Source organism: Calidithermus chliarophilus DSM 9957, from assembly GCF_000430045.1.
Classification (GTDB): domain Bacteria; phylum Deinococcota; class Deinococci; order Deinococcales; family Thermaceae; genus Calidithermus; species Calidithermus chliarophilus.
On record NZ_KE387026.1, the window covers coordinates 150,779 to 154,682 of the forward strand.

Annotated in this window: 4 protein-coding genes; 1 reads left to right on the forward strand and 3 read right to left on the reverse strand. The window is 71.7% G+C overall.

All coding sequences use genetic code 11. From position 1 onward, the window contains the following. The first annotated feature begins 313 nt into the window (after positions 1–313). Positions 314–1,051 carry a hypothetical protein gene (locus MEICH_RS0116960; protein ID WP_027893584.1) on the forward strand — a complete coding sequence of 246 codons (738 nt, stop codon included), beginning with the start codon at positions 314–316 and terminating at the stop codon, positions 1,049–1,051. A gap of 221 nt (positions 1,052–1,272) precedes the next feature. Here MEICH_RS0116960 and MEICH_RS25710 read toward each other — a convergent pair whose 3' ends face one another. The 3 genes from MEICH_RS25710 to MEICH_RS25715 form a co-directional block, all read right to left on the reverse strand. Then, positions 1,273–2,040 (reverse strand): ABC transporter permease, encoded by a 768-nt coding sequence (locus MEICH_RS25710; protein ID WP_245587703.1) that lies wholly within the window; start codon positions 2,038–2,040, stop codon positions 1,273–1,275. Further along, on the reverse strand, positions 2,037–2,975 hold the full coding sequence (locus tag MEICH_RS0116970) for an ABC transporter ATP-binding protein (RefSeq protein ID WP_027893585.1): 939 nt from the start codon (positions 2,973–2,975) through the stop codon (positions 2,037–2,039). The genes MEICH_RS25710 and MEICH_RS0116970 overlap by 4 nt, the downstream gene beginning before the upstream one ends. Further along, the coding region (locus MEICH_RS25715) for an ABC transporter permease (RefSeq protein ID WP_036219611.1) at positions 2,972–3,904 on the reverse strand (933 nt) is incomplete at its 5' end. The genes MEICH_RS25715 and MEICH_RS0116970, both read right to left, overlap by 4 nt.

The window sequence follows — 3,904 nt, forward strand, 5'->3', positions numbered from 1 at the left end:
CAAGGTGCGGCCCGCACCCCCGCACACGCGGGCACTGAGGCCCGGCGGCACGTCCGCGAGGGGGTGGCCGTAGGCCATACCGGCTCTGCCGGTAACCTGGAGTCCCTCGGGGGAGCCCAGGGGGAGCAGGTTTCCGGCGTATGCCGGATCGCGTACCGCGATGCCCTCGCCACGTGGAATGGCCTCCCCCTCCGGCCCCTGACGGCGGAACCGACACCGCCAAACCACCCCACCGCAAACCAACCCCTGACCCACCAATGGAAAACGTGCAAATTCGGCGGCCTCGGGCTGTTCCAAGGCGTATAAAAGGGCTATGGGTGGATCCCACTTACCCCCCTTACTGCTGGCGCTCGTAGCCGGCCTGTGGGTGATTTGGTTCATCGGTGTAGGCCAGAACAACGACGTCATCACCGAGGCTGCCCTCGTCGCCTTCAACCTCCTGGGCTTCTGGGCCATCAGCCGCTGGACCCGCCACCTCCCCGCCTTCCTGCGCGGCCCCTTGCTGGGCCTGGGCCTGGGCTTCCTGATCATCGGCATCGGCTACGTGCTGCTACTGCTGGGCACCATGGGCATGAGCGCTTTCGGCTCCGCCGCCGAACTGATCAACCTCGCAGGGGCGCTCATCGGCATGATCTCCGCCGCCTTCATCCCCTGGGCCATGGAGCGCAGCAACCTCGCCCCCGAAGGCCACGGCTCCCAAATCCTCATCGGCTCGGCCGTCGTCGGCATCCTGCTCACCCTGGGGGTTGTGCTCGTGCGGCCCAGCGAACCCCTGCAGGTCCTGTTCCTGTTCGTCAGCCTGTTCCTGGCGACGCTGTTCATCTGGAACGCGCTGATCCTGGCCGGGGGCCGCATCGGCCGCAGCCTGCAGATCCTCAACTACAGCCTGGTCTCCATCGGGCTCTCCCGCGTGGCCTTCGTCTTAATCCCCGGCAGCCTGAGCTACCGCGTGACCGACTTCTTCTTCCTGCTCGCCCTGAGCCTCATCGTGCTGGGCAGCTTCCGGCAGGCACCGGGGGGTAAAGGGGCAGCGGTTAGCCGTCAGTCGTAAGTGGTCAGCTTTCAGCCGCCAGCTCGTGGCTCGTGGTTGCCCCTTCCCCGGCCCTCGACGCCGGCGGGGAGGGTTTATCCCCCCCAGCCCCCCTTGCTAAGGGGGGAACAAGGCGTCTCGCGTCTCGCGTCTCGCGTCTCGCGTCTCGCGTTTTGCGTTTTGCGTTTTGCGTCTTGCGTCTGGCGTCTGGCGTTTGGCGTCTTGCGTACGACGTACGACCTCTAAACCCGCCAAGGAGTCAGCGCCGCCTCGAGGCGGGCAAAAGTCCAGTCCAGCAGCACCGCGAGTAACGCCACCGCGATGGCACCCTCGGTAACGAAGGCCAGGTTGCTCACGGCCAGGCCGGCCACGATGGGGACGCCCAGGCCGCCGCCGCCGATCAGGGGGGCGACCGTGGCCGTCGCCAGGATGAGCACGGCGCTGGCGCGGACGCCGGAGAGGACGACCGGGAAGGCCAGGGGGATCTCGACCCGCCACAGGCGCTGCAGGGGGGAATAGCCCATGCCGCTGGCGGCCTCGAGCACGTCCTGCGGCACGGCCGCCAAGCCCTCGAGCGTGTTCCGCACCACGGGCAGGAGGCCGTAGAGGAACAGCGCCAGAACCGCGCCGCCCGAGCCGAAGCCCACGAAGGGCAGGGCCAGGGCCAGCACCGCCACCGGGGGGAAGGTCTGGCCGACGGCGACCAGGTTCTCGACCAGGGGCCGGAACGCCGCCCCCGAGGGCCGGGCCGCCCAGACCGCCAGCGGCAGCCCCACCAGCAGCACGGCGAGGAGCGCGGTCCCGGTGATGGCGAGGTGCTCGAGGGCCAGGTTGAGCAGGGTCTGGCGCTCGAACAGCGGGGTCTGGTCGGGGAAGAGCGCCGAGAGGGCCCGCCTCCAGAGGTCGTCGTAGGCGAACAGGCCCAGCAGCAAGGCCCAGGCCAGCGCCGGGGCGATCAGCCGGTTCAGCGGGGCGCTTTGCTCGAGGGGGCGGGCTCGGGGCACGCTCACTCCTCCGAGGCCACCCGCAGCAGCGTCTCCAGCCGCACCTGGCCCACCGGCCGGCCCTGTGCGTCGGTCACGGCCACGCTGCGGGTCCCCTGGGCCAGCAGGGCGGAGAAGGCCTCGCGGGCCATGGCGCTCAGGGGCACCGAGGCGGCGGGGAGCTTGCCGTTGAAGGGCTCGACGAGGCCCTCGAGCGGGATGCGCGACAGGCGCAGCAGGGTGCGCGAGGGGCCGATGAAGTCGCGCACGAAGGGGGTCTTGGGATCGCGCAGCAGGGCCTCCGGGGGGTCGTACTGCTCGACCTGCCCGTGGTTCATCAGGCAGATACGGTCGGCGAGCTTGACGGCCTCCTCGAGGTCGTGCGTCACGAAGAGCACGGTCTTCCTGAGCCCGGCCTGCAGCTTCAGGAACTCGTCCTGCAGGCGCTCACGGGTGGGGGGGTCCACCGCGCCAAAGGGCTCGTCCATCAAGAGCACCGCGGGGTCGGCGGCGAGCGCCCGGGCCAGCCCCACCCGCTGGGCCTGGCCGCCGGAGAGCTCGCGGGGGTAGCGGGCGGCGAAGGTGGCGGGCTCGAGGCCCACCCGCGTGAGCATCTCCCGCGCCCGCGCCTCGCGCCTCGAGCGCTCCCAGCCCAGCAGGCGCGGCACCACCATCACGTTCTCGAGCACGCTCATGTGGGGGAAGAGCCCGATGCTCTGGATCACGTAGCCGATGCCCCGGCGCAGTTCCTCGGGGTTGAGGAGGCGCACGTCCTGCCCGCCCAGGTAGACGGTGCCCTCGGTGGGCTCGATCAGGCGGTTGACGGTGCGCAGCAGCGTGGTCTTGCCGCAGCCCGAGGGCCCCAGCAGCACCACCACCTGCCCGGCGGCGACCTCGAGGCTCACCCCCCGCAGCGCCTCGAAGCCCCCGTAGCGCTTGACGACGTTCTCGAAGCGGATCATCGGCCCCCCTCCAGGCCCAGCCGGCGGCGCACGACCCAACCGACGCCGCGCAGCGCCCCGTCGGCGAGCAGGGCCAGGGCGATCACCGGCAGCGCGCCCACCAACACCATGTCCCCTGCCCCGCTCTGCACCCCTTGCAGGATGAAGTAGCCCAGCCCCCCGGCCCCGATGAGCGCGGCGACGGTGGTGATGCCGATGGTGAGCACCAGCCCGCCCCGGACGCCCTCGAGGATCAGCGGGGTCGCCAGGGGCATCTCCACCCGCCAGAAGAGCTGGCGGCCGCTCATGCCCATGCCTCTCCCTGCGTCGCGGGCGGCCTCCGGGACCGCGCGCAGGCCGGTGTAGGTGCTGAGCACCACCGGCAGCAGGGCGTAGAGGGTGAGGGCCAGCACCGCCGGGGCCGCCCCGATCCCCCGCACCCCGGCGGCGGCGAGGGGCTCGGAGAGCTCGAGCCGCAGCGGCTCGGGCCCCAGCAGGTTGAACAAGAGCGTACCGCCCAGCACCAGCGCCAGCAGGCCCACCGGGAAGGCCGCCAGCAGGCCCAGCGAGGGGTTGGCCGCCCAGAACAGCCGGGTGAGCAGCAGCCCCACCGCGACCACCGCCAGGGCGGCCTCGAGGCTCACCCCCCGCCCCACCCAAGCCAGGACGGGCAGCAGCAGCCCGAAGAAGGCCAGCGAGGGGATGGTCTGCAGGAAGCCGGTCAGGCTCAGCACCCAGCCGAAGCGGGCGTCGCGGGCGGCCAGGGCCCCCAGGGGGATGCCCACCAGCAGAGCCTGCCCCACCGCGCTCGCGGCCATCGCCAGGTGCCGCCAGGTCTCGAGGCCGAACTGCTGCCGGTAGGCCGAGCCCTCGACCACCGGGGCCAGCGGCGAGAAGCTCCCCGCCAGCACGGCGGCGAGCACGGCGGCGGGGAGGGCCACGGCCAGCCA

Coding starts and splice junctions, on each gene's coding strand:
- MEICH_RS0116970 (WP_027893585.1), bottom strand. CDS start 2,975: ATGATCCGCTTCGAGAACGTCGTCAAGCGCTACGGGGGCTTCGAGGCG.
- MEICH_RS0116960 (WP_027893584.1), top strand. CDS start 314: ATGGGTGGATCCCACTTACCCCCCTTACTGCTGGCGCTCGTAGCCGGC.